The organism is Agrobacterium larrymoorei, from assembly GCF_030819275.1.
Classification (GTDB): Bacteria; Pseudomonadota; Alphaproteobacteria; order Rhizobiales; family Rhizobiaceae; genus Agrobacterium; species Agrobacterium larrymoorei_B.
Genome location: NZ_JAUTBL010000001.1, coordinates 1,848,716 through 1,867,813 on the forward strand (window position 1 = coordinate 1,848,716; position 19,098 = coordinate 1,867,813).

The 19,098-nt window shown below is 57.1% G+C and carries 12 protein-coding genes; 3 read left to right on the top strand and 9 right to left on the bottom strand.

Features of this window, described 5'->3' with window-relative positions:
* Positions 1-198: 198 nt before the first annotated feature.
* Complete coding sequence (locus tag QE408_RS08420) at positions 199-2,034, top strand: methyl-accepting chemotaxis protein (RefSeq protein ID WP_306930082.1); 1,836 nt, start codon at positions 199-201, stop codon at positions 2,032-2,034.
* A 279-nt stretch (positions 2,035-2,313) separates the two neighbouring features.
* Here the strand turns inward: QE408_RS08420 and cydB are convergent, their stop codons facing one another.
* Entirely contained in the window at positions 2,314-3,318 is a 1,005-nt protein-coding gene (gene cydB / locus QE408_RS08425; protein ID WP_306930084.1) for a cytochrome d ubiquinol oxidase subunit II, read from the bottom strand.
* Positions 3,308-4,732 (bottom strand): cytochrome ubiquinol oxidase subunit I, encoded by a 1,425-nt coding sequence (locus QE408_RS08430; protein WP_306930086.1) that lies wholly within the window; start codon positions 4,730-4,732, stop codon positions 3,308-3,310. The genes cydB and QE408_RS08430 overlap by 11 nt, the downstream gene beginning before the upstream one ends.
* Before the next feature lie 415 nt (positions 4,733-5,147).
* Between QE408_RS08430 and QE408_RS08435 the strand changes: the two genes are divergently transcribed.
* Entirely contained in the window at positions 5,148-6,467 is a 1,320-nt protein-coding gene (locus tag QE408_RS08435) for an alpha/beta hydrolase family protein (RefSeq protein WP_306930088.1), read from the top strand.
* Positions 6,468-6,998: 531 nt separating this feature from the next.
* On the top strand, positions 6,999-8,135 hold the full coding sequence (locus QE408_RS08440) for a polysaccharide biosynthesis/export family protein (protein WP_306930089.1): 1,137 nt from the start codon (positions 6,999-7,001) through the stop codon (positions 8,133-8,135).
* 40 nt (positions 8,136-8,175) lie between these two features.
* Here the strand turns inward: QE408_RS08440 and QE408_RS08445 are convergent, their stop codons facing one another.
* The 7 genes from QE408_RS08445 to tssG form a co-directional block, all read right to left on the bottom strand.
* On the bottom strand, positions 8,176-9,084 hold the full coding sequence (locus QE408_RS08445) for a protein kinase domain-containing protein (RefSeq protein ID WP_306930091.1): 909 nt from the start codon (positions 9,082-9,084) through the stop codon (positions 8,176-8,178).
* A complete protein-coding gene (gene tagF / locus QE408_RS08450; RefSeq protein ID WP_306930092.1) occupies positions 9,059-10,480 on the bottom strand; it encodes a type VI secretion system-associated protein TagF in 1,422 nt (473 codons plus the stop codon). The genes QE408_RS08445 and tagF overlap by 26 nt, the downstream gene beginning before the upstream one ends.
* 80 nt (positions 10,481-10,560) lie before the next feature.
* Entirely contained in the window at positions 10,561-14,043 is a 3,483-nt protein-coding gene (gene tssM / locus QE408_RS08455; RefSeq protein WP_306930093.1) for a type VI secretion system membrane subunit TssM, read from the bottom strand.
* Positions 14,040-15,551 (bottom strand): type VI secretion system protein TssL, long form, encoded by a 1,512-nt coding sequence (tssL, locus tag QE408_RS08460; protein ID WP_306930094.1) that lies wholly within the window; start codon positions 15,549-15,551, stop codon positions 14,040-14,042. Before tssL ends, tssM begins: the two co-directional genes overlap by 4 nt.
* The gene (tssK, locus tag QE408_RS08465; RefSeq protein WP_062426848.1) at positions 15,548-16,888 is read right to left on the bottom strand and encodes a type VI secretion system baseplate subunit TssK; all 1,341 of its coding nucleotides are present in this window, start codon (positions 16,886-16,888) and stop codon (positions 15,548-15,550) included. The genes tssL and tssK overlap by 4 nt, the downstream gene beginning before the upstream one ends.
* Entirely contained in the window at positions 16,878-18,074 is a 1,197-nt protein-coding gene (locus QE408_RS08470) for an FHA domain-containing protein (RefSeq protein WP_306930096.1), read from the bottom strand. The genes tssK and QE408_RS08470 overlap by 11 nt, the downstream gene beginning before the upstream one ends.
* Complete coding sequence (tssG, locus tag QE408_RS08475) at positions 18,071-19,090, bottom strand: type VI secretion system baseplate subunit TssG (RefSeq protein ID WP_306930097.1); 1,020 nt, start codon at positions 19,088-19,090, stop codon at positions 18,071-18,073. Before tssG ends, QE408_RS08470 begins: the two co-directional genes overlap by 4 nt.
* Positions 19,091-19,098: the final 8 nt, after the last annotated feature.

Consider the following 19,098-nt stretch of genomic DNA (forward strand, 5'->3'; position numbering starts at 1 on the left):
TTATTTAGGGTTGCTTTAACGGTCCAACTAAGAGGCCTCCTGCAACCCAAAATAAGTTTAATGAGACGTTAATGAATTACTATAATATTAGCCCATAGCATTCTGGGTAGAGGCGCGAACGGCAGATGCCGGTCTGAAACGCGAACAATATTGTTCACCCGTTCCTATTTTCTTCATCAAAGTCCTGGAAGTCTACCTATGTCGCTCATGCAAAACCTCCGTATAAGGACGAAAGTCCTGTCCCTTGTGGTTCCGACGTGTCTTATTGGCATTGCAGGAGCTCTCTATGTCTCCAGCAACTTTAAGACAGCCGATACCACCTATAGCGAATTCATCGCGAATGATGGTGATGCCGAGATTAACATGGCGATTGCCAGCCAGCGTCTCGTCGCTATCGTGTACGATGCCTATCAGGTCTATTTGTACGACGCTGAAACCGCTGGCATGAAGCGAGCGACAGAAGACTATGCCGCCAGCAAGGCCAGGCTCCGTGAACTCTTTGACGAAGCTGAAAAGCTCGTGCCAGAGGAAAGCCGCACACTTGCTTCTCTTCGGTCGCAAGTAGACTCAGTAATCGAAATTACCGATAAGGCCGTTGAGGCTGGAATGGTTAATCAGAGTGAGGCGCCAAAAGCACTTCTGGTTCAAGCTGATGAAAAAGCGGCAAAACTCATCGGTGAGATGCGGACCTGGGTCAATACGACCAGCGACAAGATTAAGCAAAAGTCCAACCTCCTTAGCGAGGAGACCAATGATACCATTCTCTCTACGCTCGCTACACTAGCGGCAGTGTTTGGTGCCGCGCTCTTCCTGGCCGTTTTTATTACGAGGCGCGAAATTACATCGCCGATCGAAGCTTTACGGCTAAGAATGGTTTCGCTCGCATCAGGCAGGGTCGATGAAGCAGTGCCTGGCGCCGACCGTAAAGATGAGCTCGGGAGTATGTCTGCTGCAGTCGCCGTCTTCCGTACGAACGCTATCGAGAAAGATCGACTGCAGACGCAGACGGAAGCTGACCGCGCGCGCTCAGAGAATGAAAAGCTTCAACGGGAAAAACAGAAAGCTGAAGAAGCGGCGAATACAAAATTCGCTGTCGATGCTCTTCGGGATGGGTTGGAAGCTCTGGCAAATGGGAAGATAACGCACCGAATATTGGCGCCATTCACAGGCGCTCTCGACGAGCTTCGATTGAACTTCAATAACTCGCTTGAGAAACTTCACTCGACGTTGCGATCGGTGGGCCAGAATGCAGCCGGCATTGACGCAGGTGCAAACGAGATCCGATCTGCTGCTGACGATCTGTCGAGACGGACAGAACAACAGGCGGCTTCTGTGGAAGAGACGGCTGCCGCACTTGAGCAGATTACAACAACGGTGCAGGACGCCGCCAAGCGCGCAGACGATGCAGGTAAGCTCGTGGAGAAAACGCGAGGTGGCGTCGAATACTCCGGCAAACTAATGCAGGACGCTGTCCAAGCGATGATGGCTATCGAAAAATCTGCCGACGAGATGGGCAACATCATATCCGTTATTGATGAAATTGCGTTTCAGACCAACCTCCTTGCCTTGAATGCCGGAGTTGAAGCAGCTCGAGCAGGCGATGCTGGCAAGGGATTTGCTGTCGTGGCGCAAGAAGTTCGTGAGCTAGCCCAGCGCTCCGCGTCTGCTGCGAAGGAGATCAAAATTCTGATCGCAAATTCAGGGACGCAGGTTCAATCCGGGGTTGGCTTGGTAAAGCAGACCGGGCATTCCCTGGAGAGCATCGTCATCGAAGTCCAAGAGATCAATCGCCACGTTAACGCCATCGTTGAGTCCTCCCGTGAGCAAGCTACAGGACTGCGCGAAATCAACACTGCAGTGAACGTCATGGATCAGGGTACTCAGCAAAATGCGGCGATGGTTGAGCAGTCTACCGCAGCCAGCCATAGTCTCGCACGAGAGGCCGAAGCTCTCAATCGCCTGTTGTCACAGTTCGATCTTGGTAGCCGGGAAGGCGGATATGCAGGCGGTCAGGGATCATCGAGGGCAGCCTAAATCTCCTGTTTGCGGTAGAGCGGTGTTCCCTTGAGTTGGGCACCGCTGCGGTCGCAAATGCGGGGATCTCGGCTCAGACTTGCGTCACGTGATGCAGGAGGCATTCGTAAGTAGTTCAGCGCAACTCTGGCTGTTTAGCTCACATGCTAGCGAGCATCGCTTGCTCCTCTTGACCTTATTTCAAGAACAATCTGATGACGAGCCCGATGGCGGCAACTGTGCCGACACCCGCCAGCCAGAGGGCGATGAACCACATTGTCTTTCGAAGACCATCGCCCATCAATGATATCCTTCCTCTGGGTCGATCTTGCCGCGAAAGACCCAATATGCGTAAGCCGTGTAGGCGAGGATCATAGGGACGAGTACCACGGCGCCGACAAGGAGGAAGCTCTGCGAACTCTCTGGTGCTGCTGCTTCCTTGATCGTGAGGACACCGGGGATCACGTATGGATAGAAGCTGACCCCAAGTCCGACGAAGCTTAACACGAACACGCCGAGTGCCGACAAAAACGGCTGTAGGTGCTTCCCACGGGTGAGGCCGTGCCAAAGCGCAAAGGCACAAGCAGCTAGCAGCAGCGGTACTAATGACGAGAAAAAGGCGATTGGCCAGCCGAACCAGCGTTCGAAGTACATCTGGTTGATGAACGGTGTCCAGAGTGACACGATCCCGATCAGCGCCAAGAGCATCAAGCTTAAAGGGCGCGCGAGCCTTGCCGAGCGTGCCTGAATATCGCCAGAGGTCTTGAGATTAAGCCATGTAACGCCGAGCAGCGCGTAGCCTGTGAGAACGGCGACGCCTGTCAGGATTGAGAAGGGCGTCAGCCAGTCCCACCAGCCCCCCGCATACTGTCTACCCTCGACTGCGATGCCTTGGACCAGAGCGCCAAGAGAGATGCCCTGCATGAGAGCTGCTACCGAAGATCCGATCCAGAAGCCGAAATCCCAGAGATGAGATTCATGGTGGGTTCGCCATCGAAACTCAAATGCGACGCCTCGGAAAATCAGGCTGACCAACATCAGGATAATTGGCATGTAGATCGCCGGCATGATGATTGCGTAGGCGAGCGGAAATACCGCCATGAGGCCACCACCGCCGAGGACCAGCCAGGTTTCGTTGCCGTCCCAAACGGGAGCAATCGAATTCGTCATGATGTCGCGGTCGCAGCGCTTTCGGAAGAACGGGAAGACGATGCCAATCCCGAGATCGAAGCCGTCCAGCACAACATAAGCAAGGACGGCGAAGGCGATGATCCCCGCCCAGATGAAGGAAAGATCAATGTCCATGGCGGCCTCCAAGCGGATGATCCTGTGTTGCGCCGGGCACAATACCCGCGGTCCGGATCGGGCCGGCGTCAAGTTCCTGATCCGTGTCGAGCGGGGTTGGCGGCCGTCGCATAAGCTTTAACAGGTAGTAGACGCCGACGCCGAACACCACGAAGTAGACGACGATGAAGATGAGGAGCGACGTCCCGACCGCAGGAGCTGAAACTGGTGAAAGGCTATCGGCGGTTCTTAAATGCCCATAGATCGTCCAGGGCTGACGGCCGACTTCGGTAGTGTACCATCCGGCAAGAACGGCTACAAAGCCTGAACCGCCCATGGGCACCGCGACGCGATGAAGCCAAGGCGTGTCATACAGCGTTCCTTTCCAGCGCGCCCAAAGCGACCAAAGCCCGACGCCAAGCATCAGGAAACCGAGGCCAACCATGATGCGGAAGGTCATGAATGGCATGAGTGCCGGAGGACGTTGGTCGCGAGGCCATTCCTTCAAACCCTTTATCTCGCCGTTCAATTCGTGGGTTAGGATTAGAGAACCGAGCTTAGGGATTTCGATCGCATAGCGGGTGGTCTCTGCTTCGTCATCCGGTATGCCGAATAGGACGAGGGGCGCGCCTTCCTTATGCGTTTCGTAGTGTCCCTCCATAGCTGCGATCTTCGCTGGCTGATGTTCGAGCGTGTTCAGGCCATGCAGGTCTCCGACGAAGATCTGAACAGGTGTGACGATTGCCGCCATCCACATCGCCATCGAGAACATGATGCGGGCCTGACGGTTCGTCCGCTCTTTCAGCAGATGCCAAGCGCCGACGCCGCCGACGGCGAAGGCGGTGGTCAAGAAAGCCGCCAGCACGGTATGAGTCATTCTGTAGGGGAAGGACGGATTGAAGATGATCTTCCACCAATCTTCAGGCTCGAAGACGCCGTTGGAAGCGATATTAAAGCCGGCAGGCGTATGCATCCAACTGTTGGCTGACGTTATCCACGTCGCCGATATCAGCGTGCCTATCGCCACCATTGCAACGGCGACCATGTGCGCAGTGTCGCCAACACGCTTTCGGCCAAAGAGCGCTATACCAAGGAAGCCAGCTTCGAGGAAAAATGCGGTTAGGACCTCGTAACCCATTAGCGGTCCGATGACCGGTCCGGCCTTGTCTGAAAACGCGGACCAGTTCGTCCCGAACTGATAGCTCATCACGATCCCAGACACGACGCCCATCGCGAAGGTGACCGCGAAGATCGTCTTCCAGTATTCGAAGAGCTTGAGGTAGGCCTCGTCGCGCTTCCACAGCCATAGTGCGTTTAGAACGGCCAAGTAGCTCGCTGTCCCGATCGAGAACGCCGGAAATAGGAAATGGAATGAGACGGTAAACGCGAACTGGATTCGCGCCAGCATTTCAGCTTCGAGGCCGAGGAAGGTCATGTTGACTCCATCATTGGAGACCCTCGAACTTATCAATGCAGCCCGATGTTCCCGGCACACACTGCCACTTCGCAGAGTCGTTGGAGACCATCGTAGGCTGATGTCAACTGCGTCCAAGCCCGCACAGCGTCGCGTGACGCAATGTCACGCCTCGGCGATGGCGTCGCGCGTGGAGGACGGGTTAGGGGAGTTGATCGACAGCACCCATATTGGAGATGCGCCACGGATGTGAAACCATCCCTTCAACTGTCCCACCACCATGTGTGGAAACCTACCCGTTGCCTTACAGGTTTGGGCATGATCCCACCCATCTGACACCAGACTTTGCTTAAAGCAGCGAATAGCGGCTCTTCTGAGTTGTCTCGCCTCCGCACTGCTATAGCGTTGCGCTTGGGTTGGAAGAGGAGGAAATTCCATGCGTTTCAGTATACTGTTTTTACCGGCGATTGCGTTTCTTGCGATCATCGCCGCGCCGGCCGCAGCGCAACATCGTAACGCCAACGAGCCCAAAAAGGCAGACTGCCCGGCAGCCCTACCAGCCAGTACGGAATGTTTCTCTGGCTGGGATATGCGAGGCGCCTACTACTGGATTGCGAAACCGAAGAATTGGAACGGCACTTTGGTCGTGCATGCCCATGGTGGTCCGCGAACTGCCAAGCCGCAAGCGAATGACCCGGTAGAGGATCTCGTGCGCTTTGCCGTGACTGTCCAGGAAGGGTACGCCTGGGCAGGGTCTAACTATCGTCGGGAAGGATATGGCGTACGTATGGCGGCCGCAGATACAGACAACGTCAGGCGCATCGCGATCCGTCAGCTTGGCAAGCCGAAACATGTCTTGCTGCACGGCCAGTCGTGGGGTGGCAATGTTGCTGCGAAGACCGCGGAGCTCTATGCGCTCGACTGGCAAGGCCGAAAAAACTACGACGGCGTCGTGCTGACCAGCGGGCTCTTGGCCGGAGGCAGCCGTGGATATGATTTCCGTGCCGATCTACGCGCGGTCTACCAGTATTATTGCAAGAACCACCCGCGCGCAGACGAAGTGCAATATCCCGTTTGGCAAGGCCTGCCGAAGGGGGTAACGATGAAGCGTGACGAACTTGAAAAACGCGTTAATGAATGCACAGGCTTGGCGCTTGCGCCGAATGAACGTACTGCGGAACAGGCGAGAAACCTGAAAAACATCCTTGCGGTCACAAAGGTACCTGAAAAAACTCTAGTGGCGCATCTTTCCTGGGCCACTGGACTTTTCTCCGATATCGTTTGGCGTCGAATGGATGGAAAAAATCCTTTTGACAACTCGAAGGTCACGTACACGGGGTCCGATGACGATACGGCTTTGAACAAAGGCGTTGAACGTTTTGAAGCCGACCCGGAAGCGCGTCGGGCCATGGCGTACGACGCCGACCTCACCGGTCAGATCGTTTTGCCAACCATTACGCTCCACGCAGTCAACGATCCCACAGTCTTTGTCGATCATGAGGCAATCTACCGTCAGACGGTGGAGAAGGCGGGGAATAGTGACCTGCTCGTACAGAATTTCTCAGACGAAGCTGAGCATTCAAAGCTGTCAACTCCGCAATATGCAGCGCTGTTTACCGCCATGCTCACTTGGATCGAAGAAGGTGAAAAACCGACCAAACAATCGGTGGCTGCGCTGTGTGAGGAAAAGCGCAAGACCTATGATGAGATATGTAGGCTGTTACCTAACTATGAGCCAAAACTTCCTATAGATTGAACTGTAGCATTTGGCAGGGGTTAGTTGATACCTAACCCCTGCTAACGGAAAGATTCGCCGACTGCCAGCTCCAGGGACGGATCGATGTTCGCCCATTGAAATTGGTGAAACGGCGAGCGAGAACGCTGAGCTGATAACGTCAACGTAATCGCGGTATGAGCTTATAATTAGCATGGTGTGCATAGAGTGATGAGCCTGGCAGTATCGTCAAGCCGCTAGAGAACCCCTACGCGCACGTGTACAAGAAAGCTCCTGGAGCGCGTCTAGAGCTTTTCCCTTTCATGCTGGATCATATCCACATGAGTTGAAGCAGTTCCGGGCCTCTTGTGGCTGGACCTGATCAATCAGCGTGCCGAAGGCGTGGTCTTCGCGGCAGAACTGGTGCCGTCATTCCATGACTCTGTGGTTGCGTGCTTGACACATAAAAGCGCTGATTAAGCCGCATTTTTCAATTTTTGGCTTTAAAGTTATTGCGGACTCGTTCGTTGATGCTATTCCTGCGTGCAGCTGAATCTGCGTTGGGGATTATGGATGAAGAGGATCGTTCCTGTGCTTCTTTTGGGCTTGCTGAGTGCTTGCGCAAGACCATCCGACGGTCCCACTGCAGGAAACATTCGGTCAGCGACTCTCCCGAATACCAATGAGAAGATTGCGGTCATCGATCTTGCGAATGCTCCCGCTTCGACATCGAACGCAAGTATCATGTCTTCCTCTGCTGGTCCCGGTCTGGCGGCATTACGGAATACAGGATACAACGCTCAGCGTCTGCGGCGCGGCGACGTGGTCGATATCACCGTGCTCGATACCGGCGAAGATGGTCTTTTCTCGTCCACGCAGAGCAAGACGCTCAACCTTGGTCGATTCACCGTCGACCAAAGCGGCAACGTCAATCTGCCATTCGTGGGTAGACAGAGGGTGATCGACTCCACGCCAGAGGGATTGCAGAACCAGGTTGTCGCAGGATTGAAGGGATCTGCCGTTAATCCGCAGGCGGTCGTGACAGTCGTCGACAAGCCGACAAGTGCTGTGATGGTCAGCGGGGCGGTCAAGACACCAGGCAAGATCGCTTTGACGGCGCGACAGGAACGGGTTCTCGATGCGATCAGCCAAGCGGGTGGCCCGGCAGTGGCGCCGGGGGCAGCGACGGTGACGATCGTTCGCGGTCAGCAGAGAGCAAGCGCAACCCTAGATCGGGTGATGCGTGAAGATCGACAGAATGTTCGTTTGTCGCCTGACGATCAAATCATGATTGACGGCGACGCATCCAGTTTTACGGCACTTGGCGCGTTCAAGAGTGCGGGCGAATTTCAATTCGAAACCGGCAAGTTGACGCTTGCCCAGGCGGTTGGTCGTGCAGGCGGTCTTCTTGATGATCGCGCCGACTCGCGCAATGTCTATGTCTTCCGCACTGAAGAGGTGCCGCTCCGCTCGGTCGGTCCGACCGCGTCCAAGGAACGTGCTGAAATTCTAACGCAGAAACGCCCTGTGATTTACCGTGTGAACATGCGTGACGCTTCCAGCATTGCGCTGATGCAGATGTTCCAGATGCAAAAGGGTGATGTCCTTTATGCCAGTAACGCGCCGCTTGTTGATGCCGCCAAGCTGTTGACGGTGTTCCAGAAGAGCGTGCCGACAGCAGCAGCGCCTCAGCCGGGAAGCGCGAACTGAGCACGTAGGCTAACCAGCCGGAAGGCGACAGCGCCTACTTTCAGCCTGATATCATGTCCAGAATCTCCCGAGCGCTTTGCGGTCGGTCTTCTGGACGAAGCTGGCAGCATTGCTTTATCAATTCGCTCCAGATCTTGCACGGCGCATTTATTTTACTTGCGAGCTTTTCGGCGAGCTTTCCAAAGGCATAGATATCGTGAGAGGGATGGGCTTCCTCCCCTTGCAACTGCTCGGGGGTGGAGAATTCTGGCGATCCCGCGCGCTTTATGCCTATATCTCGATGCCTGGATCCTATCGGAATGGCGATACCGAAGTCTCCAAGCAGCGACTGTTCGAAATCGTTTCCGTGCAGGAAAATGTTGTTCGGTGTCACGTCGCAGTGAACAAGCCCCTCTCGATGTATCGTGTCGAGTGCAAGGAGAACGCTTCTCACGATCGTTGAGGCTTCTCGTTCCTCGAGCACTTGCTCTTGTGATAGAGAAGCAAGTGTGAGCGGACGCCATGGCATCACTAATCCCGGTCTGCCGTCCTCTAGACGTAACAAGGCTGATGTCTCGAGGATGTTGGGATGCCTGAAACGCAGTCCCGTTTCTGCCTCTCGACGCAGAGATTGTGCAATAACAATGTCGTCGCGACAAGTTGGTCGCAGCGTCTTGAGCGCGTGCGACGTGCCGAGATCGATATGGCGCAAATGCAGGACTTCTGTGCGTTCGCTCGTGAAGGTGACCGTCTCGACAAGGAAGGTGTTTGCGATCCGGCCAAAGTTTTGCGCGTAGATCGTGGATGCGTTTCGGTCGAGCGCGTTGCGGATCTGGTCGAGCAATTCCAATGCATCCTGGGGTGGGCGCAGGCCTTCGTTCCCCTGCTGAATGGCGCGCCAGAGATCGGCATAACGCTGCGCTACCAGGCCCTGATCATTGCTGCTATCTCGGCACACGGTCGTGCCCAATCACGATGGCGCTGATATTGTCTCTTGCGGTCTCGATCAGCGCTTCCTGTATGAGCGCTTCGGCGCAGTCCTCGATCTTCGTTTCGGAGAGAAGTTCAGCGACCACGCGTTCCTTCAGTTGCTGGACGAGCGGAAAACTGCAGAGCAGCAACCTGTCGCTCCACCCCCAGTTTTCCCGAATAACGTCGGGCCGGAATTGCTGCGAGTGCCCGATATATTGCGCCAAAGTTCTTTTCATTCCGACAATCACGTGGTCGCGTGTCAGCGGATGCATGGTTCCATCCCTCAAAAGATAGGCTCGCGCATCGCCCGACCACAAGACGGCGATCGTCTGATTGAAGATCGATGCCGCAACGACGCTCGCTCCCGGACGCAAAGCGCCTTCGCCGACCTGTCGGGACAGAAGGAGGCTGTTGACAGTACCGAGTTTCCCTCTGATCGTCTGTGGATCGACGCTATGCGCGCTGCCTGCTGTCACATCGGCAAGAAGGTTTACGGTCAGCCGGGCTGCTTCGGCTGCCGCGTGGCCTTCTCCTATGCCGTCCGCGATGGCAAAGAGCGGAGGTTGACTGGATACGAAGAGCGAGTCCGCGTTGGCCGACAGTTTCGTTCCGGCATGCGTCGCATAGCTGTAGATGAGAGAGGTCGACGTAACAGGTTTTGCTTCCAGCGGAAGAGCGACCGGCGCTTTGGGCGCAAGTGTCGGGGACTTGGCCGCGCCCACTTGCTGCTGCTTTTCGGAGTAAGGGGCAGGCTCTGGCGGAAGCTTGTTATCCTGGAAAAGCTTGATGAAATCTGCCGTGCCGGGCCTGCCGTCCAGCTTCACGCCCTTCGGGCGGCGGGTTTCCGCATCGATCTGCCACCAGAGGCTCGTCGGTTTGTCGCGGTTGTGTGTCGGAACTGGAGCATCATCGTCCTCCTTGGGTTTGGGTAGGCGAAGCCGCTTGATCGCTGTGGTGAAGCGGTTCATGTCGAAATCCTCGGACAACGAGGTTTCGGCCAAAGCCTCTGCGGCCATGAACCAGGTTTCGTCGAGATAAAGCGTTCTTGGGTGCAGTCGAAATCTGGTAAGTTGCGCCAGAACCACTAGCGGATATCTTCGACCGACGCGGTCCCGGCTCGGCAGCAAGACGCCGACATAGGCGGCATCGCCCCACACGCCGATTTCGGAGATGAATCGCGTCGGCGGCGCGTTGGAAAAAACGGAGGACCAACGCGCACCGTATTGGTCGGCGCATGCATGCATGCCAGCTCTTAGCCACTCATCCAGTCTTGTTATGAACTCACGGTCCAGGCCCTCGGAAATGAAATCTCCGTGGCTTGGTACTTTGCCGAAAAAGCCGATACGGTCGCTGTCCGACGCCGCAACGGCCGGCTTTGGATCTGGCTTAGTCATCAGCCAGGCGTGATCTGTCTTCGGTTGTTGCCGTCATCGCGCATGAAGTTCCTCTCCTTGATTGGTCTTCTCACCTCTGGTCAAAATTGTGTCGGGCAGGAAAATTGCGACAGCGCATCCAACCTGAAGGGATTAAGGACAGATCCGAACTGAATGTCGAACTCCGCGGTCTGCCCGTCATTTTCGAAGCGCGCCCGGAGGATGTCGCCCGTCTGGGCCTCGATTGTCGCATCATCGAACAGCCGGAAGGGAGACCAATCGCCATTTTCGGTCTTCGCCTGCTGCCAGCCGCCTGGCTGAAATGCGATGCGAGACAGGTTGGCGGAATTCTCCTGAGAAGGCCAGTGGATCGATTTCGCCTGGATTGGACCGTGGTAGTAAACCACCCGTTCTCCTTCAATTTCCAGCATGACAGCACTGGACTGCTCGCTGAGCGAGACCGGCTTCACATTGATCGAAACGACCGGCACCTCGCTGCCATTCGGGAAAAATGCCCGAGAAATTTTGTCGGCATTTTCGAACTGGGCGATGGCTTCACTTGGAATCCCCGCCGAGCCAAAGGTGCCCTTCCAGCTCCACGGCGCCGTCGTCTTGTCGACGAAGGGCTCCATCCGCTGCTTGAAGAAAGTCTGGAAGACACCCTTCGGTCCGAAAAGCCTGGTAAAGTCCGCCATCGCCACATCTCTCGAGGATGCCCGGTCAAATGGGTATCGTCCGGCAACGACCGACGAGCACAGCGACGCAGAGTCCGAAGCCCAAAGATCGGCGATGCGGCTGCGTGCGGATTTCACCGCAAGTGATCCCACATCTGCCGCAATGCCAGCGATCCAGACGTCCAGCGGGGCAGGCAGTTGCCGCGCCTGTTGCAGCAGGTCCTGATTGGACTTGGTCAATTGACTGTCAACATCGAAGATCTTTGCCACCTCGTCCGAGGTGGTGGAAGAGCGCGCCAGTTGTTCGTTGAGTGTCTTCAGGTTGGCGAGAAGTTGTTCGGATGGAGTGCCGGCTGTCTTGTTCTCTGCCGACTGGGCGTCCGCTACCGAGCCCCCAGATTTTTCAGCCAGCATATCGCGCAGCCGCGCATAGGGATCGACGGCATTGACCGTCGCCGAAAGGATCGTCGCCGTTGCGTCGCCATCGGCAGTGGAGGCGAGTGTGGTAATGTTCGCACCGGCATTCGGCCGTAGGTCGGTTGCATCGGCAATGGACTTGGCTGCTTCCACGACTATATTCCGGTCGTTTGCCAAAATGCGCGTGGTCTCGACGGCATCACCCAGTGTTTGCGATGGCTTCACCCGGATGTCCGAGAGCACATCCGCCCAGCGCTTTTCGAAACGGTCGAAGTAGATCTGCAATGCGGCCTCAGCCACCTGTTCCACTGTCGCGCCACGCACGGCGTCATCGGAGCCGCGAACCCAGGCTTCGGAGAGCGCCACGCGCGAGGCATAGGCCACTTGCGGGATCACCACATTGCGATAGCCATTCGCGGTGAACAGACCTTCGATGCCGTCCACCATGGGTGTCTTGCTGCGGCGCTCGAAGGCGCGCTCTCCGAGCGGCCCGAAAGCTGCGGCTGGTGTCCATTCCGGCAGAGCCCGCGCTTGCGGCAAGCCTGCGAGGATGTCGTAAGCACGTGCGCTGACACCCTGGTCCTTGATCGTCTCACGTGCCTTAGCAATCAATCGGGCATCGAGTTCGATGGGAGCGAGATTTCCATTGGCAAGGGCGCGGGCATGGTCATTAAGGGAGGCGCGCGCTGCTGCTCTGCCGTCGCCAGGATAAAGAGAAGCAAACATGTCTTCAGCCTGCACCGTCATGAAATCGCGATCCAGACCGCCAAGCCCGCCCAGCATGCCATACAGTTTCAGCGAATTGAATGTTCGCGTGACATCCTTCTCGTCCTCCAACTGCTTCTGCAATTGCACGATCATGCGCGGTAGAAGAAGGGCGTTGAGGGCGCGTTGATAGGCATCTCTCTGGCGTCCGGCGATCTTGTCCTTCTGATCGAGGCCAAAGCTGATATTCCACAGACGGTCCTTGGAAAAGCCAGAGCTGGCGTCCCGCAGATTGTCCAAAGCGGGCATGATGCGCAGAAAATCCGCATCGGACACATCCCGCACGGGAATCCCCTGCACCAGCCGTTCATAGGTGTCGAGCCTCTGATCCGCTTCGGCAAGCGCCTGGGTGTTTGAGTAATAGGTACTGATCCAACCGGTAAAGACGATCGCGGCGACAATTGCTGCTGCACCATAGGCCAGACGCCGAACCAACTGCTGGCGCCCCGACAGGCGCTTGTCGCGCATGACGAGCGCTGCTTCCGGGAAGATGACATCCTTGAACAGGCGTGACAGGAAGTAGCTTCGTCGCGTCCGCGTCGTTGCGATGTCCGTCTCTTCTTGGGTACCCGAAGCAAAATAGACGCCGCGCAGAAGCGGTGCCTCGATGAGGGGGGAACTGGCACAAAGTTCAGTCAATGCCTCGTGCAAGCGATCCTTCAACTTGGCAAGTTCTGCCGGGAAGCGGAAGATGCGCCCGCGGATTTCTGTATTCTGTTCCTGCTGCAGCCGCTCGATGAGCATGGCATCCACGCGCTGTTGAAGAAGCTCGAATTCTTCCAGGAAGCGTTGGGGTAGAGACTGGGACGTGTAGCTCTCGTCCAGCTTGAAGGTCGTGCCCCATACCTGCTTGCGGTCAGTCTTGTTGAAGCCATCGAAGAATTCCACGAAACCATCCAGAAGGTCGGCCTTGGTCAGCACCAGATAAACAGGGACGCGCGCATGGAGATATTCGTCGAGCTCGGACAGGCGTTGGCGCAGCGAACGAAGTTCCTGCCGCTGTTCTTCCGGATCGCGGGTCAGAAGATCGTGGATCGATAGCGTCACCAATGCGCCGTTGATCGGCTGCGAACGGCGGTAGCGCCGAAGCAGATTGAGGAACCCCTCCCAGCCGGCTTTTGAGGACCCATCCAGATCATCCTGCGTCGTATAGCGACCGGCGGTGTCGATCAGGATCGCTTCGTCGGAGAACCACCAATTGCAGTTTCGCGTTCCGCCAACGCCCCGGACGGCGTTTTCTCCTATCGCGTCACCCAAGGGAAATTGCAGGCCGGAATTTGTCAGTGCCGTGGTCTTGCCTGAGCCCGGAGCACCAAAGATCACATACCAAGGGAGATCGTAGATATAGCCGAAGCGCTTTTTGGTGATGCGGCGTAGAAGCGCCAGCGCTTCCTTTAGCCGCGTCTGGATTTCGCCCACTTCTGCATTGCGATTGGCGAGCGCCTCCTGCTCAAGGCTGTCGATCAGTTCCTTGTCCTGTTTGCGGGCGCGCAACAGGGCAATGCTGATATATACGACCCAGACGAGGAGAATGACGCCGATGGCGATAAGCCGCGCTTGCGTCGTGCCGAACGGTTTGAAATTGCCGAAGGCGACAAGATAGCCGTAGAACCAGATGACGACGCAAAGGGCAATGGCCCACAGAAGCGAGATGAAGCGACGCCCGACGAGCGAGGCATAGCTTTCGACATAAGCCCGGATTGTATAAAAGTAACTCAGCGGATTCATTGCTGGGCTCCTGGCTGCTGTCCCGGTGTCGTGGTGATGGTTGGCGAGAGAATGCCGGCGTCGCTCAGTTTCTCGTCTGGATTGGTCAGCACCATGATTTCAGTGCGGCGGTTCATCTCCCGCCCCTCGGACGTATTGTTGTCCGCGATCGGATCGCTGTCTGCGCGTCCCTCGGTCAGGATTGCTTCCTGGCCGGTAAATTGGGCAAGAAGATCGCCGACGGCTTTTGCGCGCGCTTCGGACAGGTGCCAGTTGGACGGGAACTGAACGGTTTTGATTGGCACATTATCCGTGTAGCCGATGACCACGGCGCGGAATTTCTCCGCCGACAATGCCCCGCCGATGCGCTGGATCAGATCGCGGAACTTCGGGCTCACCTCGGCGCTGCCTGTCTCGAAGAGGCCGGAATTGTTGATGCGAACTCTCAGACGTCCGTTCACTTCGGCCAGCGTCACCAGCTTCTGCTGGACTTCCGGCTCGAGGAACTCCATCAGCTTTTGAAGCCTAGTTGGCTCAGGCGGCTTTATCACTGGCGGTGCTTCGGCGACCTTCGGTGCTTCCTCCTTAGCCTGAGGCGGTTCGGGCGGGGCAGGCGGTGCTGCAATCAGAACGCTCGGTGTTTGGGTTGGCGGTAGCTTGGCAAGGCGCTCGAATGTCGCATCGGAGGCGTCGTTGAGTGACAGCGTGAAGAAGAGATAGCCAAGTGCAAAGGCGAGTGCCAAAATCGACAGCAAGGTCCACAGCGCCGACATGGTTTTCAAGGGCGTATGCCGCGCTTCTACGCCCTGCCAGTGGGGGGAAAGTTCGCGTTCGAACACGCCATATTGGCCGATCAGGGTCTTATAGAGACTGTCCCGGATGCGGGCGAGTTCCAGTGCGCCTTTGGGAGAAACACGGGTGCGTCCTTCAAATGCAAGCGAAAGGCACAGATAGATCAGCAGCAGCAGGTCCTTGTTGGCACCAGGCGACTGATGGAAATGATCCAGAATATCGAAGACCCGATCGCCGCCCGTCACGTCGTTGTGGAAGGTGGAGACGAGGCCTGAGCGCGCCCAACCAGCCCTGACACCCCAGGGCTTGCTGAGGATCACGTCGTCCACAGTGGCGCAGACGACATAGTGGGCGGCTCTGGCACGTTCAGGGCTGATCCGAGCAGACGCAAGGTCGCGTTCATAGCGCGTAATGGCTTCGAGGCAAGCGCGGCGTAGATGGTCCGGATCCGGCTGCACATCGCTGAAACGAAGCACGTGGGCGAGGTTGAGCAGCGGCGCGGCAGATTGCACCAGCGTCGGCACCTCCTCTCCGCCGAAACGGAAGTTCGACAGCAGAGAATCGATGGGCAATGCGCCCTTTTCGCCGTGCGATCGCTCGACCGGGTCGGTGGGCTCGATGATGTCGTCAAGCAACGCCGCCATATTGCGAGAACTCTGATTGCGTTGACGGCTTTCCTCGGTAATTTCCACCACCGTCGGCAGATCCTGCCATGAGGAGGACTTTTGGTCACTCATTCGCGTAACGCCCACATTTCCATCTCAAGTCCGGGGAAATCGCCTGCCAGATGCAGAGCGATTGCGCCGGATGTCTCGAGTTGTTTCCACAAGGGTGCCTTGGTATCGATTTCGAAATAGATGGTACCGGAGCGATAAGGGAGCTGGCGTGGCAGGACCGGCAGCGAGCGTACCGGAATACCCGGCAACGCAACATTGACCAGCTCCGAGATCCGCTCGACCGGCCCGACCTTGATCTGCGCCGGCAGCCGGCGGCGAATATCTTCGGCTGGCATGTCGGCCCGCACCGCAAGCACGAAGCCTGCATCGCGGAGAAGCCCACGGTCGTGGATCGTTCCGACCCGCACGCCATGGCGACGCTCGACGAGCTCGATTGCGACGGCGGCCTGTTCGAGTACCGCAGAGAGCGATGCTCGCAGGTCATCGAAGACAGCGGCAAAACTGGCTTTCAGATCGTCATGGCGGTAGGGCAGAAAATCCGTGGCGCGCTTCTTCTCCGTTGTGAAGGTGGCAAGCTCGCCGGCGAGCTGGAGGCACTCTTCGTAGAAGCGGATCGGATGCATACGCGTGGCGTTAGCCGCAAGATGGGCCAGCAGCGGATCGGCGCGATTCAGGATTTGCAGTAGAAAGTAATCGCCGACTTCCGCCGTGCCACGGATCGTTGGGTCGCCGATGCGTTCGGAGATTGCCTGGGCGCGATGGCGAACGATGCCGAGAAGCTCCGTCATCAACTCATTCAGGCGGGATGACGCTGCGCAATTGAGGCTAGGCGGGATAAAATCTGGATCAAGAATGACGGCACGATCGGATCGCACTTCGACGACGCGCGCCAGTCCTATCAGATCATAGCCGGAGACATCGTCACCGGTCTTCAGGAATTTCAGGCTGAGGCGACCGACATCGATCGGCGCGACGAAATCGGTATCCACATTGGCGTCCGTCGCCTCGTAGCTCGAGGCGACGAAACGAACACTGTTGGTCTCAGGCCTCGGAATCGACGACATATCGGCCTTACCGGGTCGGCGGGCCGGAAGCGCCAGATAGAGGGTGGCGTTCTTGACCGTCTCGTCCAATTCCAGTGGAGGAGGAAGGTCGGTATCTCCCGGAGCTTCGAACGGCGTGCCGTCAGGTAGTATCCCTCGGATATTCGAAAGCGCGAACTGGCCGATCGCAAGCGCACTGCGGTCCACGCCGACTTCGGCGACGCCCCAGGGATAGGCAGAAAGGTTGCGCGTCGTGTTGCGCACCAATCGCTCGGTCCAGCGATCGGACTGCTGGAAATGTTGAACGCGAAGGAACATTCCCTCGCTCCAGGCAACGCGATTCTCATGCCTCATCTTGCTTGCTCACCCCCTGATACTGTGATTTTTTGCTCGTCGTATCGTCCAGCTCCATGGCCTCTCCAAGCGCGGCGCGCTGTAGGAATTGCTGGACCGACAACTGGCGTCCGTTTTCTTCGAATTGCCTTTTGTAGAAGGCCCAATAGTCTGGCCCGGAAAGAATGCCTCGCCAGTCTTTGCGCTCGATCTTCGCGCGTAGATCGTTGCCGAGATCGGCTTTCGCCTCCAACAATCTCGGTTCGAGCCTTTGCGTGGAGACACGCATCAGATTGTCCAGTGAGTTTGAAAGAAGTCTCTGTTGTCGCACCAGTGTCTCAAGCCGGGCAGCCAGACTGGCATGTTCAATATGGTCATCCAACTCATCCTCAATGCCGAGGGCTGCGAGGCTGTCTGCATACGCCTTCTCCAGTTGGGAAATGAGTTCAGTGAGAGCCCTGTTTGACGGTAAGGCAACGGACTCCACGGGTTCGGCACCGAGCACCTGATCAGGCTCGGTAAAAATGGTGTCGAAGTCGTCACGCGCTTGGGTGACGGGCCGTGAGACCTTGACTGGAGTGTTCAGGGCATCCGTATGCTCGTGCCTGCTGCTTTCCGCTGGCTCTTCGTTCCAATCGTCTGGCAGGATGGCTCCAATGCCCGTGGGCGAGGGTGGCCCGCTCCAGCCGATCTCCACATTGCGGGAGATCGATTTCCCCCTTTTGGGGACGCTGTGATTGATGTCATCCGGCCAGTCGTCATTGGCGATAGCGTTACCAAGCACTCCGCTGGCCGAGCGTCCGGCTGGGGCGATATCGGAAAGAATGGCGGAGATGGTCAATTGCTCGTCGCTGACCCTCAACGCCTGGTCAGGATCGCCGAAATCCATATCCGGTTCGCCCATGATGGCGACTTCGAAGGTTTGGCTGCCGATATCGATCCGCGAGCCGTTGTTTAAGGGCGCCGATTGACCTTCGAGCAGCAATCGACCATCGACCATTGTGCCATTCGCGCTCTGATCGATGATGGAGAAGCGCTGCCCCTCGCGCACTAGGGTGCAGTGAAGCTTGGAGACGCGCCGTTCGCCATCAACGATTTGCCAGTCGCATTCGTTGGATCGGCCAAGCATGCGCTTGCCGTGTTCGAAAGTCCAGCGCGACGGCTGGAAGCGGCCATCCGGTTGCTTTTCCTTCAGCACCAGTTTCATGCTTTAGCCCCCAAGCGACCGAGCGCACTACCCTCGCGTTCGGTTACGATCGCATCCGCGCTGTCTTTGTCCGCAGGTGCTACGCGCGCCCAGCTATTCCAGCCAAGCCGTGCGGGCGTGTCTGTCTGGCCGAGCTGACAAAAGGGGATATCTTCTTTTCTCAGGATCACCTGCACATCGAATTCGAGTGCGCTGCCGGTGAAAAGCCGAGTCAACGCGAAGATCTCCGAGAGACGGTGGGAGCCGGGCGATAGCGCCAGATAATCGGCGTAGCCGACCGGTCCGATGACGATCCGGAAACCACCGGCAAAGTCCTCAATGCTGCTTCCGGCTGTCGTGTTTTGCCCCAAAAGGAGCCCGCCGTGCTGGCCCAACTGGCTCTGCTCATGGCTTGGGATCGATACCCACCGGCGCCGGAACTGTTTGACCTTAACAGGTAGGCCCGTGAACTCACAAAGCATCGAGGTAAGCCCCGTTGCATTTCTGGTGCGGTTAGCAAGCAGGCCGCTGAAGCGAAGCAGCACATCCTGCTTCACGCCGGCTTGTTGTGCGGTACCCATTGTGCCGAAGCCCGTCAGGGACAATAGCGTCCTGCGAAATGCAGTTGCTTTCTGATTGTCCGACCAGCGAAGTCCGCGTGCCAGCCGGTATTTTTCCGTCGCAGAAACAAATAGTTCAGTGAAACGAGTAGCAAACAGGTTGAAGAAGCTGGCAAGCGCCTTGGACCGATTGCGCTCTTCTCGCTGAAGGAGTTCGTTATAGGCGGGAGGCAATGAGCCGAGCGGTCCGACGATAGGAGCAAGTGCGGAGCGCAGGTCCGCATCCGCACCCTTTTTGCGGAAGCCACCGACGAAAGCCGTGATAGGGCTCGTCCCGCCGTGCGCGCCGACAGTCAGTTTCTCGCCGTCGGCGATGTGCTGTGCCACACGAAACGCCGTTGGTGGATCGAAACGACCGGGATCGCGGCTGAGGAGCACTTCCTGTTTTTGCTTAAGGCTTTCTGCTTGGGTTTGCATGGGCTCTC

Bases quoted from the DNA above. Each gene is read 5' to 3' on its own strand.
- QE408_RS08435 (WP_306930088.1), top strand. From the start codon at position 5,148: ATGCGTTTCAGTATACTGTTTTTACCGGCGATTGCGTTTCTTGCGATC.
- cydB (WP_306930084.1), bottom strand. From the start codon at position 3,318: ATGGACATTGATCTTTCCTTCATCTGGGCGGGGATCATCGCCTTCGCC.
- tagF (WP_306930092.1), bottom strand. From the start codon at position 10,480: ATGACTAAGCCAGATCCAAAGCCGGCCGTTGCGGCGTCGGACAGCGAC.
- tssM (WP_306930093.1), bottom strand. From the start codon at position 14,043: ATGAATCCGCTGAGTTACTTTTATACAATCCGGGCTTATGTCGAAAGC.
- QE408_RS08430 (WP_306930086.1), bottom strand. From the start codon at position 4,732: ATGACCTTCCTCGGCCTCGAAGCTGAAATGCTGGCGCGAATCCAGTTC.
- QE408_RS08470 (WP_306930096.1), bottom strand. From the start codon at position 18,074: ATGAAACTGGTGCTGAAGGAAAAGCAACCGGATGGCCGCTTCCAGCCG.
- tssG (WP_306930097.1), bottom strand. From the start codon at position 19,090: ATGCAAACCCAAGCAGAAAGCCTTAAGCAAAAACAGGAAGTGCTCCTC.
- tssL (WP_306930094.1), bottom strand. From the start codon at position 15,551: ATGAGTGACCAAAAGTCCTCCTCATGGCAGGATCTGCCGACGGTGGTG.
- QE408_RS08440 (WP_306930089.1), top strand. From the start codon at position 6,999: ATGAAGAGGATCGTTCCTGTGCTTCTTTTGGGCTTGCTGAGTGCTTGC.
- tssK (WP_062426848.1), bottom strand. From the start codon at position 16,888: ATGAGGCATGAGAATCGCGTTGCCTGGAGCGAGGGAATGTTCCTTCGC.
- QE408_RS08420 (WP_306930082.1), top strand. From the start codon at position 199: ATGTCGCTCATGCAAAACCTCCGTATAAGGACGAAAGTCCTGTCCCTT.